At 64.8% G+C, this 23,973-nt stretch carries 21 protein-coding genes; 4 read left to right on the top strand and 17 right to left on the bottom strand.

The window, feature by feature from the left end; genetic code table 11:
- Positions 1-130 precede the first annotated feature (130 nt).
- The gene (locus BJI67_RS11980) at positions 131-583 is read left to right on the top strand and encodes a tetratricopeptide repeat protein (protein ID WP_070073220.1); all 453 of its coding nucleotides are present in this window, start codon (positions 131-133) and stop codon (positions 581-583) included.
- Between the two features lie 151 nt (positions 584-734).
- Here BJI67_RS11980 and BJI67_RS11975 read toward each other — a convergent pair whose 3' ends face one another.
- Positions 735-2,294, bottom strand: coding sequence for an FTR1 family iron permease (locus BJI67_RS11975; RefSeq protein WP_070073219.1), 1,560 nt, complete (start codon positions 2,292-2,294; stop codon positions 735-737).
- Complete coding sequence (locus tag BJI67_RS11970; protein ID WP_070073218.1) at positions 2,291-2,638, bottom strand: cupredoxin domain-containing protein; 348 nt, start codon at positions 2,636-2,638, stop codon at positions 2,291-2,293. The genes BJI67_RS11975 and BJI67_RS11970 overlap by 4 nt, the downstream gene beginning before the upstream one ends.
- 291 nt (positions 2,639-2,929) lie before the next feature.
- On the opposite strand from BJI67_RS11970, the gene BJI67_RS11965 reads away from it, so the two are divergent.
- Positions 2,930-3,978, top strand: a protein-coding gene (locus BJI67_RS11965; protein WP_197513055.1) for an IS630 family transposase whose coding sequence is annotated in 2 segments (ribosomal slippage) — positions 2,930-3,071 and positions 3,071-3,978 — 1,050 coding nt in all. Because the reading frame shifts where the segments join, the coding sequence is not laid out codon by codon here.
- Positions 3,979-4,182: 204 nt separating this feature from the next.
- Here BJI67_RS11965 and istB read toward each other — a convergent pair.
- The 3 genes from istB to BJI67_RS11950 all read right to left on the bottom strand — a co-directional run bounded on the left by istB (position 4,183) and on the right by BJI67_RS11950 (position 7,487).
- Positions 4,183-4,926 (bottom strand): IS21-like element helper ATPase IstB, encoded by a 744-nt coding sequence (gene istB / locus BJI67_RS11960; protein WP_070071329.1) that lies wholly within the window; start codon positions 4,924-4,926, stop codon positions 4,183-4,185.
- Positions 4,927-4,939: 13 nt separating this feature from the next.
- Positions 4,940-6,457 (bottom strand): IS21 family transposase, encoded by a 1,518-nt coding sequence (istA, locus tag BJI67_RS11955; protein WP_070071328.1) that lies wholly within the window; start codon positions 6,455-6,457, stop codon positions 4,940-4,942.
- Between the two features lie 343 nt (positions 6,458-6,800).
- Positions 6,801-7,487, bottom strand: a complete 687-nt coding sequence (locus tag BJI67_RS11950) for an MBL fold metallo-hydrolase (protein ID WP_231940851.1) — start codon at positions 7,485-7,487, stop codon at positions 6,801-6,803.
- Between the two features lie 256 nt (positions 7,488-7,743).
- Between BJI67_RS11950 and BJI67_RS11945 the strand changes: the two genes are divergently transcribed.
- Positions 7,744-8,244: a hypothetical protein gene (locus BJI67_RS11945; RefSeq protein ID WP_156782133.1), complete on the top strand. Its 501-nt coding sequence runs from the start codon at positions 7,744-7,746 to the stop codon at positions 8,242-8,244.
- 169 nt (positions 8,245-8,413) lie between these two features.
- Positions 8,414-8,716, top strand: a complete 303-nt coding sequence (locus BJI67_RS17510; protein WP_156782132.1) for a hypothetical protein — start codon at positions 8,414-8,416, stop codon at positions 8,714-8,716.
- A gap of 93 nt (positions 8,717-8,809) precedes the next feature.
- Here BJI67_RS17510 and BJI67_RS11940 read toward each other — a convergent pair whose 3' ends face one another.
- The 12 genes from BJI67_RS11940 to BJI67_RS11885 all read right to left on the bottom strand — a co-directional run bounded on the left by BJI67_RS11940 (position 8,810) and on the right by BJI67_RS11885 (position 23,973).
- Positions 8,810-9,979, bottom strand: a complete 1,170-nt coding sequence (locus BJI67_RS11940; RefSeq protein WP_070074126.1) for a M20 metallopeptidase family protein — start codon at positions 9,977-9,979, stop codon at positions 8,810-8,812.
- 103 nt (positions 9,980-10,082) lie between these two features.
- Complete coding sequence (locus BJI67_RS11935; RefSeq protein WP_070073216.1) at positions 10,083-11,720, bottom strand: peptide ABC transporter substrate-binding protein; 1,638 nt, start codon at positions 11,718-11,720, stop codon at positions 10,083-10,085.
- Between the two features lie 56 nt (positions 11,721-11,776).
- Positions 11,777-13,093: a metallopeptidase TldD-related protein gene (locus tag BJI67_RS11930; protein ID WP_070073215.1), complete on the bottom strand. Its 1,317-nt coding sequence runs from the start codon at positions 13,091-13,093 to the stop codon at positions 11,777-11,779.
- Complete coding sequence (locus tag BJI67_RS17855; RefSeq protein WP_070073214.1) at positions 13,090-14,553, bottom strand: TldD/PmbA family protein; 1,464 nt, start codon at positions 14,551-14,553, stop codon at positions 13,090-13,092. Before BJI67_RS17855 ends, BJI67_RS11930 begins: the two co-directional genes overlap by 4 nt.
- Positions 14,550-15,536 carry an ABC transporter ATP-binding protein gene (locus BJI67_RS17850; RefSeq protein ID WP_070073213.1) on the bottom strand — a complete coding sequence of 329 codons (987 nt, stop codon included), beginning with the start codon at positions 15,534-15,536 and terminating at the stop codon, positions 14,550-14,552. The genes BJI67_RS17855 and BJI67_RS17850 overlap by 4 nt, the downstream gene beginning before the upstream one ends.
- A complete protein-coding gene (locus BJI67_RS11915) occupies positions 15,533-16,501 on the bottom strand; it encodes an ABC transporter ATP-binding protein (protein WP_070073212.1) in 969 nt (322 codons plus the stop codon). Before BJI67_RS11915 ends, BJI67_RS17850 begins: the two co-directional genes overlap by 4 nt.
- Entirely contained in the window at positions 16,498-17,412 is a 915-nt protein-coding gene (locus BJI67_RS11910) for an ABC transporter permease (RefSeq protein WP_070073211.1), read from the bottom strand. The genes BJI67_RS11915 and BJI67_RS11910 overlap by 4 nt, the downstream gene beginning before the upstream one ends.
- The gene (locus tag BJI67_RS11905) at positions 17,405-18,355 is read right to left on the bottom strand and encodes an ABC transporter permease (protein WP_038092935.1); all 951 of its coding nucleotides are present in this window, start codon (positions 18,353-18,355) and stop codon (positions 17,405-17,407) included. Before BJI67_RS11905 ends, BJI67_RS11910 begins: the two co-directional genes overlap by 8 nt.
- Positions 18,356-18,365: 10 nt before the next feature.
- Entirely contained in the window at positions 18,366-20,009 is a 1,644-nt protein-coding gene (locus BJI67_RS11900; RefSeq protein ID WP_070073210.1) for a peptide ABC transporter substrate-binding protein, read from the bottom strand.
- 109 nt (positions 20,010-20,118) lie between these two features.
- Positions 20,119-22,545: a TonB-dependent receptor gene (locus BJI67_RS11895; RefSeq protein WP_083250850.1), complete on the bottom strand. Its 2,427-nt coding sequence runs from the start codon at positions 22,543-22,545 to the stop codon at positions 20,119-20,121.
- Between the two features lie 184 nt (positions 22,546-22,729).
- Positions 22,730-23,341 (bottom strand): energy transducer TonB, encoded by a 612-nt coding sequence (locus tag BJI67_RS11890; protein ID WP_156782130.1) that lies wholly within the window; start codon positions 23,339-23,341, stop codon positions 22,730-22,732.
- Positions 23,342-23,484: 143 nt separating this feature from the next.
- A complete protein-coding gene (locus tag BJI67_RS11885) occupies positions 23,485-23,973 on the bottom strand; it encodes an ExbD/TolR family protein (protein ID WP_070072132.1) in 489 nt (162 codons plus the stop codon).

Raw genomic sequence — 23,973 nt, 5'->3', positions numbered from 1 at the left:
TCGAAGGCAACCAATTATGCCGACGATGTCTAAGGAACCGGTGGCGATTCAAAGATGGTTCGGCAGAGTAGCTAACCGAATTGCATGGATGATCAACTGAAAACGATTCGCTTGTGAATCTGGAAATGGGATGCCATTTCGTCACGGCAAAATAAGCCCTTTGATTTTCCTGGCAGGCCTGTTTAGGCCTGCACTGGCGAATGCGGCTTCGGCGGATTCCGGTATCTCAGTTGGACTTCACGCTGAAGCCGAGCACGGAGATGCGACTGCCCAGGAAAAACTCGAGATGGCATATCTCGAAAAGGCAGAAAAGCTTTCAATCTCCGCGCGATCAAGGAACAACGGGCAGGTTGTCGATTTGTTCCGTAATGCCATGTACTGGTTCGGGAAATCCGCCGATCAGGGCTACTACGATGCGCAACTCCATCTGGGAGACGCCTACGCCAAAGATCTTGGTGTACCACGTGACAAAACCAAGGCTGCGTATTGGTACAGGAAGGCCATTGATGGGGTCAAGAAAGCTGTTCAAGAGGGTATCGAGCGGGATGAATACCTACAGCAGCGTGATGATCTAAGCCATTAACATTCCAACAAATTAATTGATCCCAAACCTTGATCATACATTTCGAATCCGAGAACACGCGGTTCGCGTTAAATGAGATTATGGCCACCCATGACAGATATGGCGTTGATCTCGCTGTGCACAGGGCTTGCTCATTTTGCGGACATTTCTATCAGAAGAACTCATATTCCAAACGGGCAACCAAGGTCTCACGGGACGCGGCCGTGGTCGTCCCATACAGAGCCACCAACCCATAACGCAAGTCTTTGCCCGGCTCGGTGGTGAACTGACCGACCAAGCCCATTCCCAGCTGCTGACGGGAGGGTCCATATAGCCCTGTCCATCCTACCGGTTCACCATAGGCCTCGACTATTGGGGATAGTTCGCGGCGCCAGCGGTATTGGATGCGGGCTCGGTAATCCAATTCAATACCATGACGTGCATGGGTTCCATACTCATGAGCGACTAGCAGATTCAGCCGTGCAGAGATGCGTCCGAAATCCTTTGCAAGGGATGGGCCGATGCTGATTCGATATGGATCGTTTGCGTATCGGGGAATCTCATTTTCATTGATCAGCCCGACATCCGCCCAGTATTTCCCCTGAGGGGTGAGTTGGAAGCGATTTTCCCATTCAAAGTCTTCCAACTTTAATGATTCGCTCGGTTCTTTTTCCGCTTCGGCATACACTTCCGTAGCCCACCAATGGGTAAACGTATGGCCGGCAGCAAATTTGACGGCCTGTCTGGCACCACTCAGTGGGCCAGCACCCCAGCTATTGAAAGCGCGCATTTCAAGCTCAGTCTCGCCCTTGACCACCGTGGGCGAGTAGACCTTGTAGTCGGCGGCATATGCCTGGGCGCCCACGAACACACCTACGATAAGGACCAAGGTCATGATGGCCAGCATTACGGCGCCGGCGGCGGGTAGTCTGAGGCGGCCGCTTTTGACCAGCATGGGTACACCGATGATCGTGAGCGCGCCGATCCACACCAGTACCTGCATGAGTGAAGGCGCAGGCGTGTAACCTACTAACGCCTCGAGGCTGCGTCCGAATACGCTGCCTCCCGGAACCAGCCATGACGTATTCCAAACACCCGGAATCAGTGGGGGCAGGTATCCGGCCTGCACGAGGAACGCCGCACCTCGTGAAAGCATGCCGGAGGCAATGAAAAGGATGATCACGCCGCTTACCCTGAATAACGACTTGATGGGTATGCGTGAGAGTCCGGCGAACAGCGTATAGCCCACAGTGACTCCAGCTGCGACGCCCAACAGACCGCCGATAAGCACTTGCATGTCATTTACGCCGCTGGCGGCGATGCCATACAGAAACAGCGAGACTTCCGAACCTTCCCGCATGACGGCAAGAGCCGTAACGACAACCAGCATAGTCGCCGGTTCTTGGCCGGCGGTCACGGCGGTGCCCAGGGTTTTTAGCCGAGCGGCCATTTCACGACCGTGTTCTGCCACCCAAAGGTTGTGCCAGGCAAGCATGAGCCCTGCGACGGTAAGCACGCCGGCCTCGAATAGCGCCTGACCGGTACCGTGGGCGAAACCTGATACCACATCGATACCACTGGCAACGAGCGCGGCGACTATGACGCCAATGGCAACCCCAGTACCGATCAATACACCGCGCCGCGGAACCCCTTTCACGGCGGCACCTACAATCCCAATCACCAGGGCGGCTTCCAGCACTTCCCGAAAGACGATAATCAATGCGCCAATCATGACTGAGCGGCCTTGGTATCTTTTGGAACCTCAATCCAACCGCTGGTATCTGGGTTGAAATCGTCGAAGATCTTGTACTTGCCTGATGAAAGCGGCCCGATCCATACCGTGATGGTCCCGCCTGCAGGGATGAGCTGTTCCCTGTTGAGGTCGAAGCTTTCAAATTCCGAAGGTAGGTTACGGGTGTTCTTCACCAACAGCTTGATCCGCACACCGGCTGGAACAATCAAAATATCTGGGACAAAGCTGTGTGGTTTTAGAGCGATTTTGAAAGTCGGCGAGGCCTCGGCGGTGACGGCAAGCAATGCGAGTGCTAAGACTATGAGGGTTGATTGCATGCGCATACAACGTTCCTTGGAAGTGACGGCTGTCTGAATACACCAAGGATAACGAGAATGATTCGCATTAGCAATGCTGAGGTGCGCTCACTCATTGATGCGAAGTACTGGGCGAACGCGAGCAGCTAATATCCAACATCCATTTTCGTATCTATACGACCTATCAGGTTTACCCACTGTGAGCGGTTATCGACTTGGCGTTTCAGCTTGAGGCTTGTAACAAGGGATGTTGAAAAAAATGGACGTTGTTTCCATTGCTGACAAGTCAGTAAATTAGGGAACAAGTGGTGATATGGGTTGTCTTCATGTTCCCTGAAGAGAGATGGACGCAAGGTGTCGCGCGCTGCGCTGCAAGAGATGCGGCTGCTGGCCCTGCAGCGAATGAACGAAGGCGAGTCGCCAGCCGCGGTGGCCACCTCGTTCGGTCTGCACCGCGGTGGGCCTACAAGGTACGGGCCAAGGCCCACGGTCGTGGGCACGGCAAACGCGCCTTGCTCTCGCGCAAGGGCACAGGGCGCCCGCGCCGCCTGACTGCTGCGCAAGAGCGCCGAGTCTTTCGGTGGATCAACGGCAAGAACCCGCGTCAGTACGGCTTTGACTTTGGCCTGTGGACGCGCCAACTCGTGCGCGAGCTGGTTGCCCAACGCTTTGGGGTGACGCTGTCGCGGGCGAGCATCGGGGCCTTGCTCGCCCGCGTGGGCCTGACACCGCAAAAACCCCTGCAGCGCGCCTACCAGCGTGATCCCGAAGCGATCGCGCGCTGGGTCAAGGAAACGTACCCGGCTATTGCCCGGCGCGCCAAGCGCGAGAAGGCCGAGGTGTTTTTCTGGGACGAGTCGGGCTTTCGCACCGATGCCGTGCATGGCAAGACCTGGGGCGCTAAAGGCCAGACCCCCGTGGTGGAACGCCCCGGTCAGCGTCAGTCGATCTCGGCGGCCTCGGCGGTCAACGCCAAGGGCGCCTTCTGGTTCGAGACCTACCCAGGAGCCCTCACCGGGGAATGGTTCGTGCACCTGCTCAAGAACATGATGGCCGAGCGCGGGCGGCCGGTGCATCTGATCATCGACGGCTTGCCAGCGCACAAAAAAGCCATCGTCAAAGAGTATGTGGCCAGCACGGCAGGTGCGCTGACGCTGCACGTCTTGCCGGGCTATGCACCAGACCTCAACCCGGATGAGCTGGTCTGGAGCCACGCCAAGAGAACAGGCGTGGCGCGCAATCCATTACGCAAGGGCGAAAAACTCAAGGGCCGGGTCGCTGCTCAGCTTCAATCCATGGCTGACAATCCCGCGCTCGTCAGGTCATGCTTCGAGCATCCTTCTGTTGCCTGTATTTCTGACTGCTGAGTAATACGATTTGCCTGCAGATTTGCGAATAACGGACAGGAATATTAGAGAGCCCAGAAGGCCGCATAGGATCGGTTATGGTCTGATGTTGTCGTCTGGTCATAGTGTGGCTGCGCATTTCGTCGAAGGTGACCGCCGATTTCGGTGAACGTGACCGCTGCTCTCATTGGTTGCGCACTGGAGTGGTTTTTCTATCCTGAGCGGTCACGATCCGTCAACCGGAGCCTGGATCTTGCGCATGGACTCGCCGGTCAGGTTGAGTCGGTGTGAGCCGTGCAGGAGGCGGTCGAGGATAGCGTCGGCCAGGGTGGCTTCACCGAGGTAGTCGTGCCAGTGTTCGATAGGCAACTGGCTGGCGATCAGGGTGGAGCGTCGGCCGTGGCGATCCTCGATGACTTCCATCAGGTCGTTGCGCTGTGCGGTGTTGAGCTTTTGGATGCCCCAGTCGTCGAGGATCAGCAGGTCGGTTTTGAGGAGCTGGCCCATGAGCCGGACGTAGGAGCCGTCGCCGTGGGCGATGCGCAGCTGCTCGAACAGCGCCGGCAGGCGCAGGTAGCGCACCGACAGGCCGCGCCGGCAGGCCTGATTGCCCAGTGCGCAGGCGAGCCAGGTCTTGCCGCAGCCGGTCGGTCCGGTGAGGCACAGGTTCAGTGCCTGGTGTATCCAGTCGAGGCTGGCCAGTTGGGCCATGCGGGGCTTTTCCAGGCCCCGGCGGTGGTGGTAGTCGATGTCCTCGACGCAGGCCGGCACGCGCAGGCGGGCGGCCTTGAGCAGGCGGGTGAGGCGTCGGTTCTCGCGGTGCAGCACCTCGTGCTCGATGAGCAGGGCGAGGCGCTCGTCGAAGGACAGCGCATGGGTCTGGGGTTGGCCCTGTTGTTGCTCGAGGGCGGCGAGCATGCCGGTGAGGTTGAGGGTGCGCAGCTGTTGGCGGGTCTGTTGATTGAGCATGGCGTGGAGCTCCTCAGTGATAGTAGTTGGCGCCGCGGACATTGGCGTGCAGGGGCAGTGCCTCCTGGGCCGGGCTCTGATCGAGGGGCTGTTGGTCAAGGCCGCGGGCGAGGATCGACTTGACGCTCTGGTAACGGGCCGAGTCGATGGCCAAGGCTCGAGCGCAGGCCGCCTCCAGGCGCGCCGGGCGGTAACGCCGAGCGAGGCTGAGCAGCCCCAGGCAGGCGCGGTAGCCGTGCTCCGGATGAGGCCGGTCGGTCAGCTGGCGGCGTACCACCTCGGCCGTGCTGGGGCCGATCTGGCTCGCCCAGCGCAGGAAGCGCTTGGGTGACCAGTCACGGTGCACCTGATGGGTCTTGGGCATGTGCTCGGTGACGGTGACGTAGCGGCCCGGGCCGTGGTGGCGCGGATGCAGGGCCACGCGCTGACCCCGGTGCAGCACCTCGATCGTGGTGGCGGTGATGCGCAGGTCCAGCACCTGGCCGACCAGGGCATGCGGGACGCTGTAGCAGCGCTTGTCGACCTCGACGTGGTAGTCGATGCCGGGCCGGGCGCGTCGCCACTCGGCGTAGACGTAAGCCTCGCCCGGCAGCGGGCGCAGCGCGGGCCGATCGAGGCTCTCGAACAGGTCGCGACGGCTCTCGGTGCGACCCTGGAAGAGCCGCTCGTTCAGTTCAGGCAACAGCGCGGCGATGGCCCGGTTCAACTCGGCCAGCGAGAAGAAGCGGTGGTGGCGCAGCCGCGCCAGGATCCAGCGCTCGACCACCTGCACCGCCACTTCGACCTTGGCCTTGTCCTTGGGCTTGTAGGGCCGCGCCGGCAGCACGGCGGTGCCGTAGTGCGCCGCCATCTCGGCATAGGTGGCGTTGAGCTGCGGCGCGTAGCGCTCGGCGCGCTGAACCGCCGCCTTGAGGTTGTCCGGCACCAGCAGCGCCGGCACCCCGCCGAAGAAGCCCAGCATGCGCTGGTGGGAGGCGATCCAGTCGGGCAGCGACTGGGTCCAGGTAGCCTCGACATAGGTGTAGCTGGAGGCCCCGAGCACGCCGACAAAGATCTGTGCGGTACGCACCTCGCCGGTGTGACGGTCGACGATGTCGACCGTGGGCCCGCAGTAATCGATGAAGACCTTTTCCCCGGCCTGATGGTGCTGGCGCAGGCTGCGCTTCTGCCGCTCTCGCCACTGCCGGTAATGGTGACAGAACTGGGTATACGCGTACGCGCGCTCGCCGTGCGCGGCGCAGTACTCGGCCCAGAGCAGTTGCAGGGTCACGCCCTTGCGCTTGAGTTCCTGATGGATCTGGAAGCCGTCGGGGACGACGAACCGGCTCGAGGGCGCCTTGGCGGGAAACAGACGTGCCTCCAGGGCGGCCTCGTCCATGTCCGCAGGCAACGGCCAGGTGATGCCTTGAGCCCTGGCCAGGTTGACGTACTTGTTGACCGCGCCCTTGGACAGGCCGCAGGCGCGGCTGATCTGCGCGTGGCTGAGTTGGGCTGCGTATTTGAGGCGCAGCACCTCGATGACATGCTTCATTGGAATCCTCGCTGCCGGCACCGCTGTCTCCTTGAGTGAGCAAAGGAGCGCGGTTGTGCCGGAATAAGTGAAAGAATTCCAGTGGCTTGGATGAGATGACGGAGGAACGTGACCGCCGATTTCGGAAAAAGAGCCGAAATCGGTCACGATCAAACGAAATGGCCGGTCACGTTGATCCGAAACGGGCGGTCACGTTCGAGCGAAATGACCGGTCACGTTGCGCCGAAATACGCAGTGTGGCACCACAGAGAAAGAACAATTTCTGAGAATCTGCGTTCTGGTCAGCACAGTAACCTCGTCACCAATTGCCGGAACGATGTTCAGCTAATACCGGAATCCGTGCTCAGGCGGCCAAGCCGCAGGTTAGGTTGGCTGGCAGGGCACGGTCGATGTGTCGAGGGTAAGGCAGGTCCAAGCTATTCATGATGTCCATGAATGCCTGCCGATCCTTATCCGCCAGCCGCGGATTAAGCGTTTTTTCCTGGCCGATACTAGACACCCGTCGGCCTGCGTAGTCGTGTCCAGGGAAGATGAGCGTTTCATCGGCAAAGGCAAATAGACGTTGAATGCTGTCATACAGCCGCCCTGAATCACCCTGCTGGAAGTCGGTGCGCCCACAAGCATTGATCAACAGAGTGTCACCAGTAAACAGTCGGTCTCGCCAGCGGTAGCTGGTGCAACCATCGGTATGACCGGGAGTGGCGATGGCGGTTAGAACCTCGTTGCCGAAGGTCAGTGTTTCGCCATCAGCGATCAGCCTATCGGAGCAGATCAGGTCAGTAGCGGCGCCGGTGATGACCTTGGCGCCAGTCGCTTCGCGCAGCGAACCTGAGCCGGTGACGTGATCGGCGTGAACGTGGGTATCGACCGTATAGCGCAGCTCAATGCCAAGTTCGCGAATGGCGCTGAGATCGCGCTCATGCAGTTCCTTCACCGGATCGATGATGATCCCCTCGTGAGTCAGTGCATCGGCGAGCAGATAGGTATAAGTGGACGTATCGGTATCAAACAACTGACGGAAAATGATCATGTTGAAATGCCTCGAAACATTAGAGAATTCTTATACTCATATCAACAGACATGATCTTCCATGTCAATACCCAAGTAATTAAGTCGGGATTTTGCATGCGGGTGTCAGCAAAGAGCGACATATCTGACGCTCTAGGAGGGCAACACAAATGACTTGTCGGGGTCGTTTGTGGGCATCCCCTCTCTCCCCCAACTTTCCCGTCACCCCATGGTCTTACCAACCAACACTTATCAAAAAACACTGACCGGGAGAGTCAATGAAAAGACAGGCTGTATGGATAATCGGACTGGTGGCCGCAACCGCGACCCTGGCCGGGTGCGATGTGCCGGTGGGCGGCGCTTATCCGGGGCCTGTGGTTTATCCGGTGGTGCCGATCTACGGCGTGCGTCGGCACGACGAGGGTTATCCCGAGCGGCATGACGAAGGCCCGTCGCCGGGGCGATATGCTCAGCCGATGGGACCGGCCGGCGACCGCGGGTACTATCCGCCGCAAATGCCGCCGCCGGCTCCGCCGGTGCGGCAGTATCAGGATCGGTATGCGCCGCCGCCTCATGACCGTCCGCGCGATGAGCGCCATCAGCGTCAGGATCGGCGTGAGCAGGACAATCGCAAGCGACAGGATCAACGCCAGCAGGACCGGCATCGGCGCAAGGACGAGCGCAAGCGCAAGGATCAGCCGTCGCAGCAGCCGGATTCTCCGCCGCAGGACGGGTCCGGGCAGCGCGCGTATCCGCTGTTGCCCACCACGCGCCCGTGAGGCACGCGTGAGCGGTTGCGTGGATCGGCCGGTCGCGCGGCCGGATTCGCAAGTTCAGGAACTCGTCCGCCTTAACCGTTGTCGACAGGCCGGGCATCGTTTGATGCGATCCCGCCGGCGCCCGGACCTCGGGAGCGCTGGTTTTTGGCTTTGCAACAGAGGAGGTTTCATGTCTGGACATCGACCAGCAAGATTGATTTTGGGGGCCGGACTGGCCGTGGGCATGCTTGTGAGCGGAGCAGCATTTGCCGGGTCGCAGAGCAGTGCGAGTGCCGGGCCAGGTTTGCATAGCTCCTTCAATATGTACGCCAAGCCGTCGCACGGCCAAGGTACGATGCAGGGCTCGACCGCAACCGGCAGCAGCAGCGGTACGAAGCACAAGCGCAGCCTGTATGGCGAGGGCGGCATGCAGAGCCAGTTCGGCTCGTCGGGCATGGCCGCCAACGGCAGCGCGCAGTGCTCCAAGGGCTAGCCCTATGCCGGCGGGGTCGTGCTGACCCCGCCGCACCGGCGCGAGACGTGCGTCTCGCGCCGGTTCCGTTCCCCGGGCGTCCGTCCGGGAGCGTCACTTCCCTCCGAGCAGATTCTCGACCAGCGCGACCCACAGCTCGATGCCGTGGGCGATGGCGGCGTCGTTGAAGTCGTAGGCGCAGCTGTGCAGCGAGGCCTCGTGCTCGGCGTCGCGGATGCCGAGCCAGAGGTAGGCGCCGGGCAGACGCTGGGTGAAGAAGGAGAAGTCCTCCGCGCCCATCGAGGGAGTGGGCGGACGGTCGCTTTCGCGCAGGCCGTCGACGCGGGCGGCGGCGCGGCGCAGGTCGGCGACCTCGGTGGCGTGGTTGAAGGTCACCGGGTACTGCGGCTGGTAGTCGAGTTCGGCCTCCATGCCGTAGAGCGCGGCGATGCTGCGCGCAGCCTCTTCCATCGCCTCGCGGATGTTTGCCTGGGTGTCCGGCTGCAGCGTGCGCACCGTGCCGGCGATGTGCGCCTCGGCGGGGATCACGTTGTACGCGGTACCGGCATGGATCTGGGTGACGGTGACCACGGCCGGGTCGGTCGGCGCGGCAATGCGTCGCGTGAGTCCGGACAGCGCGGCGGTCAGCGCGGCCACGACGCCGGCGGTGTCCTGGGTGCGGTGCGGCCAGCCGGCATGACCGCCGCGGCCGCGCAGGCGGATGTCCCAGATGTCGGAGGCGGCCATGCACGGGCCTTCGAGGATGGCGAATTCGCCCAGCGGCAGGTCGGGCCAGTTGTGCAGGCCGTAGATGCGTTCGATGCCGAAACCCGGCCAGCGTGGGTCTTCGAGCATGGCGCGGGCGCCGGCCTCGCCTTCCTCGGCGGGCTGGAACACGAAGGCCACGGTGCCGGCGAAGTCGCGCCGGGTGGCCAGCGCGCCGGCGGCACCCAGCAGAATCGCGGTGTGTCCGTCGTGCCCGCAGGCATGCATCACGCCATTGCGGGTGGAGCGGTGTTCGCGCTGCGCGCATTCGGTCAGCGGCAGGGCGTCCATGTCGGCGCGCAGGGCGATGGTCGGCCCCGGACGTTCGCCCTGTAACAGAGCGACGACGCCGGTGCCACCGATGCCGAATTGCGGTTCGTAGCCGAGCTCGTGCAGGCGTTCAAGCACGTAGGCGGAGGTGTCGAACTCGCGGTAGGCGAGTTCGGGATGGCGATGCAGGTGGCGCCGCCAGCCGATCGCCGCGTCGATGAATTCAGGGTGCGGATAGAGCTTGGTCATGTATCGCAGACGCTCCGGTTGAGGGCCATGACGGCCGCGGGAAACGACATGCATGCGGCATGCCGTCCGCGCGGGCGGCATTTCTGCCGCCGTGCGCGGACGGTTACTTAGCGTAGTACAGGCTTTGCGGCCAGATGTAGCCCAGCGGGCTGAGGTAATCCTTCACGCCGTGCAGCCGCGGGTCGTACTTGACCAGATAGCCGGGTGATGGCCGGAACAGCACCGGCAGCTGTTCGGCGACGTAATCCTGGTAGCGATACAGCCCCTTGAGGCCGGGATCGCTGGTCGAGGCACGGATCAGGGCGTCCATCTTGGGATCGCTGTAGTTGCCATAGTTGGCGCCGCCGCCGGTATCGAACATGCCGTCGCCGGTGGGGTAGTAGTCGGGGGCGTAGATCCAGGCCATCATCGCCACCTGCCAGTGACCGCCGGGGCGCACCTCGGCCAGTTCCTGGTTGAAGGGCACCAGACGAATGCGCAGGTCGACGCCGATGGCGCGCCAGGTCTGCTTGATGATCTCGGCCTCGGCGATGCGGTGCGGCGTGCCGCTGGTGACCAGCAGGGTGAGCACCAGACGCTGCCCGTTCTTGCGCCGGATGCCGCCCGCTCCCGGCATCCAGCCGGCCTGGGCGAGCAGCTTGCGCGCGCGGGCCGGGTCGTACTGGGCCGAGGGATGGGCATCGGCGGCGCGCTGCGCGGGCGAGAGATAGGTCGGCGGCACCGCCGGCACGGGGCCGAAATTCGGCGTGCCGAGGCCGTGCAGCGCGGCCTGGATCAGCAGCGGCTGGTCGATGGCGAGCTGCAGAGCCTGGCGTACCTTGAGATCGCGCAACCAGGATACCGCCGGGTTGTCGAAGTTGAGCGCGATGTAGCTGACGTTGAAGCCGCCCGGATAGAACTGGCCCTTGAGGTCAGCGACCATGCGCTTGGCCGGGATCAGCGAGGGCGGCACGTGGCCGAGCTGCAGCTCGCCGGTCTTGAGCGCGGCGAAGGCGGACTGGCTGTCGGTGTACATGTGGAGCACGAAGTGCTTGATGTGCGGTTGCGGCCCGGAATACTTCGGGTTGGCGACGAAGCTCATGTAGCGCCCGGGGACATATTTCACAAGCCGGTAGGGGCCGTCGGTTACCGCGACCATCCCCGTCTGGTCCTGGCGCTTGACCAGTTCGTCCACCTTCATGTCGTGCCAGGCGTGGCGCGGCAGCGGGCGCAGCTGGGTGAGGCCGTTGAGCTCGAACCAGTGCGGATTGACCGGATGGCGGGTCTCCACGCGCAGGGTGTCCGGCGTCGGCGCGGTCATCGACTTCACGATCCCGGGCATGCCGCCGATCCCGGCGTTGAGGTAGCGCGCGCCGTAGGCGCGGATCAGCTGGAAGTCGTAGATGACGTCGTCCGCGGTGACCGGGCTGCCGTCGGACCAGCGCCAGGGTTTGAGCTTGAGGGTGAACACAGTGTCGTGATCCGACACGGCGATCCCGCTGGCGATGCTGTGCGTGTAGTCCAGGCGCAGGTCGTTGCCCACCCACAGCAGATAGGGAAACATCAGCAGGATCGCCTGTTCGTTGCCCACCGAGTCGTTGTTCACCACGGGCAGCAGCGAGTTGACGATCATCGGTGCCGACAGACCGACGCCGGTGCAGGTGGAAACGCTGTCCGGGGTCGCGGCGCGCGCGGCGCCGCCGCAGGCGAGGATCAGGGAAAGGGCCGCGAGAACGGCGCGCGTCGGCAAGCGGTGGAGCATGCGAGATCCTTGTTCGTTGTCGGGAATGCGGTCGGGTTGCAAACGCGGCGCCGGGGTCACAGGGTGACGGGCAGCGCCGCGCACAGTGCGCCGGGCAGCAGCTGGTGACCGCTGGCACGGCGCTCGTAGCTGGAGGTGTCCTCCAGGCGATGGCGTTCGCGGCTCAGGGCGATGAGATCGGGGCCGAGCAGGCTGTAGAGGCTGGCGTCGATGCGCATCGGCGCGAGCGGCGCGCGGATGCGGCCGTCCTCCACCCAGAAGCAGTCGTAGCGGGTCATCGCGGTGACGCGGCAGTGCGTCGGGTCGGAGAGGTTGGCGTACCACAGCCGCCCGAGGTACAGCCCGGTGCCCAGCGCGGCGAGGGCGTCGGCCTCGGCGAGGTCGCCTCCGTCCAGGGTCAGCGCGATGGGCATGCCGCTGTCGGAGTTGATCGTGCCGCCGTATTCGAGCGCGGCGCGGGGGCTGACCAGGGTGTCGCCTGCGCGGCCGTCGATCACGAGGTCGACGGCGCCCGGCAGGGTGTGCCCGGCGGCGCCGAAGGGAGGCGCGTTGGAGTCCTCGCGCAGCTCGCGCAGGCGCACGTTGGGGGCGAAGCCGGCGGTGCCGCGGAACAGGCGGTCGAGCGGGCTGTTGCCGCTTTCCACCGCCTGCCGCGAGAAGCCCTGCCAGACGGTCACGCCGAGCAGTTCGGTCAGGGCCTCGGGGGCGAGGTAGGCGCGGTAGCGTCCCGGCGCGGGGGCGTAGGGTTCGCCGCCGAGCAGCGCCAGCCGCTCGCGCGCCTGCGCGAGTGCCGCGGCGGGGTCCGCGGGGCCGTCGGCTGGGGCGCTCCACTCGATCTTGACCGCCTGGTGCGTCGGGGTGAACAGGCTGGCGTCCAGCGACAGGCCGCCGCTGCGGTGGCTCAGGGCATGGCCCAGGCTGCTGGCCAAGCCGAAGCCCTGCGGGCCGGACAGGGCGATGCCGACGAGGTCGTCGTCCGCGGTGTTTGCCAGCAGCGCCTCCAGCCAGGGTTCGAGATCGCGTTCTTCGTAGGGTTGCCCGCTGTGCGCAGTGCGCGGCGAGGCGTCCAGGCTGAGGTAGGGGTCGTCGGGCGAGGCGGCCAGATCGCCGCGCAGGCGCTCGATGCGCGGCGCCAGGGTGTCGAGGGCGCCGGCGTCGAAGTCCCAGGTGTCCTTCACCGCGGAGCGGCCGTCGCTCAGGGTCAGCGTGAGCCGGCGCTGGTGGATATGGCCGAGCTGGTTGATGCGCGAGCGGCTGAGTCGGGCGAAGTCGGTCTGCTCACCGTAGACGTAGGCGAACAGGGTCTCGCCGTCGCTGGCGAGGGCGGGCAGGCGCTCGGCGAGGGTGTGGATCAGAGGCTGAAGGTCGTTCATGCCGCACCTCCGAACACCTCGATGCCGCGGAAGCGGCAGGCCGGGGAGGCGTGGCCGACGCCGATGCTCTGGTTGGGTTCGCCCTTGCCGCAGTTGCCGAGGCCGAGCACCTGGAAGGTATCGGCGCCGCCGACGCCGTCGAGGCTGTGCCAGAACGGCAGGGTGCGGCCGCGGTAGTTGGGATTGCGCACCAGCCCCTGCAGCTCGCCGTCCTCGATCAGCCGGCCCCACTCGCAGCCGAACTGAAATTTCTCGCGACGCTGGTCAATGGACCAGGAGCGGTTCTGGCCGAGCAGCACGCCGTGTTCGACGCCGCCGATCAGCTCGCCCAGCGACTGCTCGCCGGGGGCGATGTTGAGGTTGGCCATGCGGTCGATGGGCGGCCGCAGGGCGCTGGTCGCGCGTGTGCAGGCGACCGGTTCCAGCCCGGCGCGCGCCGCCGAGCGGGCGCCGCCCAGGGGGCGTTCCAGCAGGCCTCCGCGGATCAGGTGAGTGCGGCGCGCCGGCAGGCCGTCGTCGTCGCAGGCGTAGCTCGCGAATTCGCCGAGCTCGTCCGGGGCGAACAGTACGTTGAGCTGCGGCGAGCCGTACTGCAGGGTGCCGAAATCTTCGAGGCGGACGAAGCTCCAGCCGGCGTAGTTGCGCTCGTCGCCGAGGATGCGGTCGAGCTCCAGCGGGTGGCCGATGCTCTCGTGGATCTGCAGGGTCATCTGCTCGGGCAGCAGGATCAGGTCGCGGGTGCCGGTGGGACACTCGGGCGCGTCCAGCAGTGCGAGCGCGTCGCGCGACAGGGCCGCCGCGCGTTCGCGGGTGAAGTCGAGCGCGGCCAGATGTTCCGGCGTGGCCGGTCCCTGGAAGCTGTGACCGTGGCTGCGCCACTGGCTGCCGTCCGCGCCGACCGCCACCGCCCGCAGGCCGGCCTGGCACAGCCGCCAGACCTGTCGCTGCTCGCGCCCGGACTGGTCGAGGAGCACGCGCTCACGGCGCGTGGTTTCGAGCAGCGCGGCGCGGCTGTGGATGCGGTCGTCGATGGCCATGGCGATCTCGAGGTCGTGCAGCCATTCGATGCGTTCGGCGAGCGTCATGTCGACGTAGTCCGCCCAGGGCTCGACGAACGCCGGCACGGGGTCCGTGGCGTCCGCGGGCAGGCCGGCACCGAGGCGGCGCGCCGGCAGCACGGCGGCCATGCGGCGCGCCCGTTCGACCGCCTGCGTCAGGCCGTCGGCGCTAAGATCGGTGGTCGCGCCGTAGCCGAGCGCGCCCTGTTCTTCGACGGTGATCAGTACGGCGCGGCGCGCGCTGCGTTCGGGCGGCTGCAGCACGCCGCGGCGTACCAGGCAGCCGAGGGTGTCGGTCTGTTCAACGAGGACGCGCCAGCGCGCGGTGCCGGCGAGCAGGTCGCGGGCGCGGTGGGCGATCACTTCCAGGTCGTTGCCATAACGGGTTTGCGGAGTGTTCACGCGGCGGATTCCTGGGCCAGGGGGAAGTGGCAGGCCACGCGGTGCGTGCTGCCGGCGGCGGACAGCGCCGGGCGTTCGTTGGCGCACACGGCCTGCGCGGCGGGGCAGCGCGGGTGGAAGGCGCAGCCGCTCGGCGGGTTCACCGGCGAGGGCGGCTCGCCGCGCGCGGGGGCGTAGTCGTCCTCGGCCTTGCGGTCGAGTCGCGGCAGGGCCTCCAGCAGCGAGGCGGTGTAGGGGTGACGCGGTGCGGCGAGCAGAGTGCGCGCCGGGGCCAGCTCGACCACGCGGCCGAGGTAGAGCACGGCGATGCGCTGGGCGAGGTAGCCGACCGCGCCGAGGTCGTGGCTGATGAACACGTAGCTCAGGCCGAGCGACTGGCGGATGTCGGCGAGCAGGTTGAGGATGCGCGCCTGCATCGAGACGTCGAGCCCGGAGGTGGGCTCGTCCAGCACCAGCAGGTCCGGCTGCGGGGCCAGCGCCCGTGCGATAGCGATGCGCTGGCGCTGGCCGCCGGAGAACTGCCCCGGGTAGCGCTGCAGGCCGGAGACCGGCAGGCCCATGGTTTCCATCAGTTCGGCGGCGCGCGCGCGGCGGTCGCGGCGGTCGCCGATGCCCTGCAGGCGCAGCGGCTCGACGATCACCTGTTCCACGGTCATGCGCGGGTTCATCGCGTCCATCGGGTCCTGAAACACCATCTGCATGCGCCGGCGGTAGGGGCGCAGCTGGCGCTCGGGCAGCTTGGTCAGCTCGTGGCCGTCGAGGTATACGCGGCCATCGCTGGGGCGGGTCATCTGCAGGATGGCGCGCCCCAGGGTGCTCTTGCCGGAGCCGGATTCGCCGACCAGGCCAAGACATTCGCCGCGTTCGAGATGTAGGCTGACGTCCGACACGGCGTGGATGGTGCCGCGCGTCTTGCGCAACAGGCCGCCCTCGCCGAGATTGAAGCGGACCGACAAGTCTTCGACGTCGAGCAGGGGGCTCATGCGGGCAGCTCCTGGGCGCGGAAGCAGGCGACGCCGTGGCCGCCGCTGTACAGGGTTTCGGGATAGGCCTGGGTGCAGCGGTCCTGGCGCTGCGGGCAGCGCGGCGCGAAGCGGCAGCCCGGCGGGAAGTCGCGCGGGTCGGGCGGCAGGCCGTCGATGTCGGCCAGGCGCGCCGGCTCGCCGTCGACGCGCGGGATCGCGGCCAGCAGCGCGCGGCTGTAGGGATGTTGCGGCGTGGCGAAGAATTCGTCGGCGCTGGCCTGCTCGACGATGCGTCCGGCGTACATTACCGCCACGCGGTCGGCGTATTCGGCGACCAGCGAGAGGTCGTGGGTGATGAAGATCACGGCAAGATCGCGCTCGTGCTGCAGCCGCCGGATCAGGCGCAGGATCTGCGCCTGGATAGTGACGTCGAGCGCGGTAGTCGGCTCGTCGGCGATCAGCAGCTTGGGTTCGCAGGTCAGCGCCATGGCGATCATCACGCGCTGGCGCATGCCGCCGGAGAACTGGTGCGGATAGTCGTCGAGGCGCGCCGCGGCGTCGGGCACGCCGACCTCGCGCAGCAGTTCGAGCGCGCGTTCGCGGGCGGCCTGCTCGCTGGCGCCGGTGTACAGGCGGTAGGACTCGCCGATCTGGCGGGCCACGGTGAGGCTGGGGTTCATCGCCGACAGCGGGTTCTGGAACACCATGCCGATCTCGCGCCCGCGCACGGCGCGCATCTCGCGCTCGGGCAGGTCGGCGAGGTCGCGCCCGGCGAGGCGGATGTGTCCGCCGCTGAGCCAGCCGCCGTAGGGCAGCAGGCGGTTGACGGCGGTGGCGGTGAGCGACTTGCCGGAGCCGGATTCGCCGACCAGGGCGAGCATCTGCCCGGCCTCGAGGGCAAGGTTCACGTGGTCGACCACGTCGACGCGGCGGCGGCCGCGGCCGAAGCTGATGCCGAGGTCCGAAATCTCGAGCAGGCTCATGCGCGTCCCTCCAGCCGGGTGAGCAGGCCCTGCCCGATGAAGTTCATCGCCAGGATGGCGCCGAAGATCAGGAGGCCCGGAAATAGGATCAGCCACCAGTCGTTGAGGAACACCTGCTGCACGCCTTCGTTGAGCAGCCCGCCCCAGGAGGCGCGCGGCGGCTGGATGCCGAGGCCGAGGAAGGACAGCCCGGCGAGTCCGAGGATGACGTCGGCGACCATGAAGGTGGTGTTCACGATCAGGATCGGCAGCATCGCGCGCAGCAGATGCACGCGGGCGATGTAGAAGGTGCCGGCGCCGAACTGGCGCGCGGCCTGGACGTAGTCGCGCTCGCGATAGGCCAGAGCCTCGTTGCGCACGATGCGCGCCAGCCCGGGCCAGGAAACCAGGCCGAGCAGCAGCGTCAGGCTGACCACGTCGAGCGGGATGATCGCGGCGAAGAAGATCATCAGCACCAGCGTGGGCAGGGCAAGCAGGGCGTCGAGCAGGCGCATCAGCGCCTTGTCCAGCCAGCTCGGGCCGAGCGCCGAGAGCATGCCGTAGGCGATGCCGGTCAGCATGGCGACCAGCGAGCCGAGCACGCCCACGGTGAGGCTGGAGCGCCCGCCCGCCATGGCGCGCGCGAGCATGTCGCGGCCGAGGTTGTCGGTGCCGAAGGGGAAGGCGAGCGAGGGCGGCGAGAGGATGTGCATGGCGTGGATGGTGAACGGGTTCGCGGTGTAGACCAGCGGACCCAGGAAGCTGAACGCCAGCATGCCCGCGAACAGGGCGATGCCGGTCCAGGTCATCGGGTGGTGGTAGCGCGCGAGGGCGTCGCGCAGCCCGGCGGGCAGGCGCTCGCCGAGGCGCGGCCAGAGGCCTCGCACGGCGGCGGACGACCGGGTTTCGGGGGCAGTCACTTGGCTACTCATAGCGGACTCGGACGTCAAGAATGCTGTTGGCCAGGTCCGCGATCAGGTTGCCGAAGATGGTCAGCAGTCCGATCAGCAGGACGATGGCGGTAAGGGTGGGGTAATCCTGGTTGAGCGCCGACTGCCACAACAGCCAGCCGAGGCCGGGATAGTTGAACACGCTTTCCGTGAGCACGCCTCCGACGAAGATGTAGGGCAGCATCATGCCGATTACGGTTACCAGCGGGCGCACGGCGTTGCGCAGTACGTGGCCGATGGCGATGCGCAGCGGCGGCAGGCCGCGCGAGCGCGCGGTGCGCACGTAGTCCAGGCGGTATTCGTTGCGCGTGGAGTGGCCGAAGTAGCGCGACAGGCCGGCGGTCAGCGGCAGCGCCAGCGCGGTGCCCGGCAGAATCATGTGGCGCAGGTAGACCAGTGTGCCGCCGCTGCCGTCGCTGGCGGTGATGCCGCCGGAGGGCAGCCAGCCGAGGTCGATGGCGAAGATCAGGATCAGCATGCCGCCGACGAAGAAGATCGGCATGGCGTAGAAGGTGAGCTGGAAGGCGCCGATCAGGCGTCCGGCCGCGCGGCGTTCCAGCGCGCCCTGCAGCATGCCGAGTAGCACCGACAGCAGGATCGCGATCAGGGTTGCCGAGGCGTACAGCAGCAGGGTGTTGCGCAGGTAGCTGCCGAGCAGCGAGGACACCGGGGCATGCTGGGTGAAGGAATAGCCGAGGTTGCCCTCGAACAGATGCCCCCACCAGGTCAGGTATTGCACGTACAGCGGCTTGTCCAGGCCCATCTGGTGGTTCAGCGCGGCCACCGCGGCGGGCGAGGAGCGCATGCCCAGGATGCTGTAGGCGGGGCCGCCGGGCGTGGCGTGGATCATGAAGAACACCAGGGTGACGAGAATCACGATCGAGGTCACCGAGGTGCCCAGACGTCTTGCAATCAGGCTCCACATGGTCTTGCTCCTACTTCGCCGAAACCCAGAGATACTGCGGGTTGAAGCCGCCGAGCGGGGTGAACGCCTTGTCTATGCCGTGGATGTTGCGTGCGTATTTGACGAGTTTGTAGGAGTAGGGCAGGAAGATCACCGGCTGGGTCTTGATCATGTAGTCCTGGAAGGCGTAGAGCGGCGCCAACCCCGATTTCTTGGTGACCTCGTCGATCAGCTTGTCCAGCTTGGGATCGCTGTAATGGTAGTCATTCAGCGCTCCGCCGGTTTTGAAGATGGTGCCGGCGCTGGGGTAGGTGGACAGACTCCAGCCCAGGTAGATCGACTGCCACTGCTTGTTGCTGGGGTCGGTATATTCGGCGATGACGCTGTTGAAGGGTTTTTCGCGCAGGCGCAGCTTGATGCCGACCTGCGCAAGCATGCCGGCGATCATGGTCGGACCGCGGGTACGGCCAGCCTGCACGTACATGGTGAAAGCGAGCTTGTGGCCGTCCTTTTCGCGGATACCGCCGGGGCCGCGCTTCCAGCCGGCCTCGTCGAGCAGACGGTCGGCGAGCGCGGGGTCGTAGACCTTGGAGTCCAGCATCTTGCGCGCGTGGGGCGAGAGGAAGGTGGGCGGATCGACCGGCACCGGGCCGTAGTCGCGCTGACCCATGCCGAAATCTTCCAGCTTGACCAGCAGCGGCTGGTCGATGGCATGCATCATGGCCTGACGTACGCGCACGTCGTGGATGAAGCCGAGATTCGGGTTGGAATAATTGAAGCCCATGTAGTTGAAGCCCCACAACCCCTTGATCTCATAGGTGCCGAGGGCGGCGAGCTGGGCGCGGGCCGGATACAGCGAGCGCGGCAGGGTACCGATCTGGATGGCGCCGGTGCGCAGCGCGGCGAATACGGCCTGCGGGGTGTTCAGGAAGCGCAGCACCAGACGGTCGATGTAGGGCGGGTTGGGGCCAGTGTATTTGGGGTTGGGCACGAAGCTGACATAGCGTCCCTGCACGAAGGACTGCAGCTTGAACGGCCCATCGACGACCTGGAAGAAGCTCGGGTCGACCATGTGGTTGAACATGGTCTTGACGCTGTAGTGTTCCCAGGCCTGCTTGGGTAAGGGCATGAGCAGGCCGAGACCGTCGAGCTCGAACCAGTCCGCATTGACCGGGCGCTTGAGGGTGATGCGGAAGCGATAGGGTCCGAGCACCTCGAAGGACTTGACCAGGGTCGGGATGCCGCCGGTGCCGTAGTTGGGAAACTTCGGCCCGAGTTTTTCGATCATGTGGTAATCGTAGGCCACGTCTTCGGCGGTGACCGGCTGGCCATCCGACCAGCGATAGCGCTTGTGCAGCGTGACCGTGTACACGGTTCGGTCGGCCGAGACCTGGATGCCGCTGGCGACGGAGCGCGTGTAGTCGATCTTGAGGTGCCGGTCGATCCACAGCAGGCCGAGATACATCAGGCCGGCGGCCTGTTGATTGTACAGCGATGAGGACAGCAGCGGATTGAGACCGTTCACGGCCGCTGGCGGCGCGACGCCGACGCCTGGGACGGTGACCACCGTGCCGCCGTGCCGGGGCGTGGGGTCTGCCGCATGGGCGAGAGGGGCGGCGAGTGCGGTCAGCAGCCCTGCGGCCGCGAGCAGTCTGGAATTCTGTCGTGGATTCATGTCCGTGGTCGTTCAGGCAGAGTAGGTGGTGCGGAGTCTATGGCCAGCATCTGGGCCTGTAAACGCGCAATGGTGCCAGCGCGGATTGCTCCGCGCCGGCACGTCCCCGTCAGGAGAACTTGGCCGAAAGGCCCAGGCTGATGTAGCGGGGCATGCCCGGGTAGGCCGCGTCGTAAGGCGTACCCACGGCAGCGAAGTCATACTCCTTATAGATGTTGTAGAAGTGGGAGTAGTACTTCTTGTCGAACAGGTTGTCGACGTTGAGCGTGAGCTTGACGTCTTTCAGGTAGCCCATGTGCACCGGCAGCTTCTGCGAGGCCTTCAGATCGAAGATCCAGAACCCGCCGAAGGTGTTGGGTGAAGACACCGTGGCGTCCGCCAGCCCGATACCCTGATAGGTCTGGGTTTCGTTCGGCCCAAGGGTGTAGACGTAGTGCATACGTCCGGTGTAGTGCGTCGACAGTTTGACGTAGGTGCCGTTCTTGTCGTACTTGATGCCGAGGTTGCCCGTCCAGGCCGGCACGAAGGGCACGTGGTCGCCGGCGAAGGCGTAGCCGTACTGACCCTCGAACGGCGTCATCAACGCCCAGAAGCCGTTGACGTAGCGTGCTTCGGTGTACGAGGTGTTGGCGGTCAGCTCCACGGCCGGGGTCAGCTTGTAAGCGCCGCTGAGCTCGGCACCCTGCATGCGTTCCTTGCCGACGTTTTGATACTGCGCGGCACCGGTCGTGTAGTTGATGTAGAAGGAGAACATATCCTTCTGTTCCTGCAGATACACGTCGAAGTTGGCGTAGGCGCGCGCCGTGTCGTAACGGAGTCCCGCCTCGTACATGTTGACGATTTCAGGGGCCGGCGCCACGGCCTGCCCTTGGTTCCCGTATCCCAGGTCACTTGCCGGCGAGTAGCGGGCACCCTTGCCGTAGCTCGCGTAGGCGATCAGGTCCTTGCGCAGGTCGTAGGCCAGACCTAGGTAGGGGGTGCTGACGGTATACCAGCTGTTCAGGATGTAGGGCGGTGCAGTGCCGGTGGTGTCGTAGATACTCCATGGCTGATCGACCACGGTGTTCACACCGGAGTAAGTGTAACCAGGTTCGATGTGCAGCTTGCCGCCCATCAGGGTGATCTTGTCCTGGATGTAGCCGCTGTAGACGCTGCGTAGCGCGTAGGCGCTGTTGTCGGACATCGAGTTATAGCCGTTGATCTGCGGCATTTGCAGATTGCCATAGACATACTGGCTGCCCCAGCCGCGTTCGCGCACGCCCATCAGGCCGACTTTGACCGCGTTGTGCGGTAGCAGTAATAGGGTCGAACCCTTGATGCCGAAGGTGTTGTTGGCGTTGTTGCCAACGACGGCGGCCTCGCCGGCCTGTGCGGTACCGAAGACGGCAGCGGGGTCATAGGTGAAGTGATTCGGGTTGTATATCCCGTTTGCCTGACCCATGGGACCATAGCCGAAGTAAGGCGCCTGGAAGTTGACCTGATACGGGTAGGAAGCGTTGATGTACTTGGGGTTGGTCCAGGAATTGAAATACCCGGTCCGGTAGATGTCGAACATGTGTCCCTGGAACATTAGGTGCGAATTGATGTAGGTGCGGTCGCCGAGGATCAGGGCGTAGTACTTGTTGATCTGCTCGGAATAGGTATCGGAGGATGGCGGGTTATAGTACAGGCCGTATTCCTGCAGCCATGCCGTCGGCGTAGGGGCGGTCTGAACCACGGATTTGCCGCGACTCGCCAGCAGAACCGCAGAAACCTGGGACATACCCTCGTCATAGGGCTTGAGCAGGCTCAGCATGAAGTTGTCGTAGGTCGACGGCGTGTGCAGGATATAGCCATCGCTGCTCTCGTGGCCGTAGTAGAACAGTGCTCTCGTGCCGTCCATGCCGCCGCCGATCGAACCGGTGTTGAGGTCGGTCGATATCTCGTTCGTGCCGAAGGAGCCGATCTTGGTGGAGAACTCGGCATACGGCTTGGCCGTGGGCTTGCGCGTGGTGTAGGCGATGGTGCCGCCGACGGTGGCGAAACCTTCGCGACTCGGTGGCGCGACACCAGGATAGACGTTGATCGATTGGATCTCGCCGGTGGAAACTGAATTACCGACGTTGAAGCTCAGGAACGGGCCCTGGCCACCATAGAGGATGTCCTGCAGCGGGATGCCGTCCAACGTCTGCGCGAGCTGGCTCATGCGTACGCCGCGGACCACCAGCACCGGCGTGTTGGGACCGATGTTCTGCTGGTATTCATTCACCGAGGGGGTTTCGTTGAGCAGCGAGTATATCGAGCTTGCGTTGCTCGCATGCTTGATGCTGTCCTCGGGAACCGCGTTCACTACCGACGGGATATTGCGCTCGGCTGCGATGAGCTTTTCATAGCTCTTGGTAACCTTCTTGATCTTGATGGTTTTCGCGTCGGTAGACGCGGTTTTTCCGTTGTCGCTTGTATCAGCGGCTTGCGCCATGCCCGGCAACAGGCTGCCAGCGATACCCAATACGCCCAGCAAGGCTACTGCTGAGGCGTGAGAAAATGCTGATTTCATTATTTTTTCACCTCATCGATCTTTCATTGCATTGACCCCCAACGATTCAAATTGAAAGCGCTAGCCCGGACTTTTTATTGTTGTGTACGCACGCCCCGGACGGCCTTCCCTAGGGCCGGCCGAAGCGCACGGTAAAGCTAAATCGAACCAACCAAACGGCAGCGGGTGCCGTTGCATTAAGCCCTCAGCCATTGGCGTTGATCTGCACGACGACCTCGAAGGTGCGGGGTGCGGAGCCGAAGGACTTGGGGAACGGGGGGTACTTGAGCTGCCCGACGGTCTTGAGGGCGTCGCGGCGGATCAGGGGGTTGGCCCCGCCTGAGACCACGCGCACGTCCTGCGCGGCGCCGCCCTGGGGGCCGAGCACGAAGCTCACCCGCACGCTGCCGGACAGGCCGAGCTGGCGCACCATCTCGCCGACCACCACGTTGTTCTGGATCAGCACGTGCAGCGCCTGGCTGTAGGCGGCGATCGCCGAGGGGCTGGGCCCGGACACGGGGGCGACCCGCGGGGTCGGCACCGGCGACTTGACCACCTGCGGCGCCGGGTGCGGCACCACGTGCGGATGCGGCGCGGGCTTGGGCTTGGGCACGGGCTTGGGCTTGTGGTGCACGATGGGCTTGGGCCGCGGCTTGGGCTTGTGGTGCACGATCGGCTTGGGCTTGGGCTTCTTCGGGATCACGATCTGCGGCTTGGGGATCGGCGGCGGCGGCACGATCCTGGGCTGCACCACCGGTTTGGGTGGGGGCGGCGGCGGCAGCTTGACGAACTGCACCGTGGTCACCTGCTGCGGCATCGCCGGCGGCGGCGGGGCCGGGGCGTGGTGCCACGGCCACAGCAGCAGCACCACGATCAGCACTTCGAGCACGAGCGCCAGCACGAACGCCCGCGGCAGACCCAGCCGTGGCGGCGACCACGGCCCGAGCGGCGCCAGTGCGCTCATGGCGCCGCGCTACCGGCCGGCGCTGCGGCAGCCGGTGTCCCAGTGGGGGTCTTGCCGGCGGCGGTCTTGCCGGCGCCCGCCGGGGACCCCGCGCGCGTGGCCAGGCCGATCTTGCTGATCCCCAGCTCGCGCACGGTGTTCATCACCCCGGTCAGTTCCTGCACCGTGGCCTTGCCGTCGCTGGCAATGATCACGCTCACCGTGGCCTTGTCCTTGAGCGCCGACAGCGCCTGCTTGAGCGCGTCCAGGGTCACCGTGTGGTCCTGGTAGCGCACCGCACCCTTGTCGGTCACGCCGATGATCACGCTCTTGTGCGGCAGCTTGGTCGCCGTGCTCGCGCTCGGCAGGTGCAGCTTCACCCCGGTGTTGGGGATCATGTGCAGCACCATCAGCACGAAGAACACCAGTAGGAACATCATGATGTCGATCATCGGGATGATGTTCAGCCGCGGTTCCTGATGCTCGAAGTAGCGGGAGCGATCCAT

The organism is Acidihalobacter aeolianus, assembly GCF_001753165.1.
In the GTDB taxonomy this organism is placed as follows: Bacteria; Pseudomonadota; Gammaproteobacteria; order DSM-5130; family Acidihalobacteraceae; genus Acidihalobacter; species Acidihalobacter aeolianus.
The sequence above is the reverse complement of the archived record's forward strand: the minus strand, read 5'-3'. Positions and strand labels throughout refer to the sequence as shown.